Annotated in this window: 1 protein-coding gene; it reads right to left on the reverse strand. The window is 68.8% G+C overall.

Features of this window, described 5'->3' with window-relative positions:
• A partial coding sequence (locus AC0L3X_RS47585) for a glutathione binding-like protein (RefSeq protein ID WP_473317678.1) occupies positions 1 to 256 on the reverse strand: 256 nt, incomplete at both ends.

Here is a 256-nt window from a genome sequence, read left to right on the forward strand (position 1 = left end):
GGTTCTATGCCCATGAGTTCGTCGACAATCCGGCCCATGCGGACTCCGTGAGGGCTGCGACCGCGGCGCGGGCACGCCCTCGACCTCGAAGGTCTTGACGACGGCGGGCCGCGCGGCGACCGCTTCCGCATAGCGCCGCAGCACGTCGCTGTTCCTCGGCGGGTTCGGCAGCACGCGGCCCCAGCGAATGAACATGAAGAGATAGAGATCGGCCGCGCTGAACCGGTCACCCAGCAGCCAGCGGTTGTCCGCCAGG

It is taken from the genome of Bradyrhizobium sp. MI1.7, assembly GCF_055811795.1.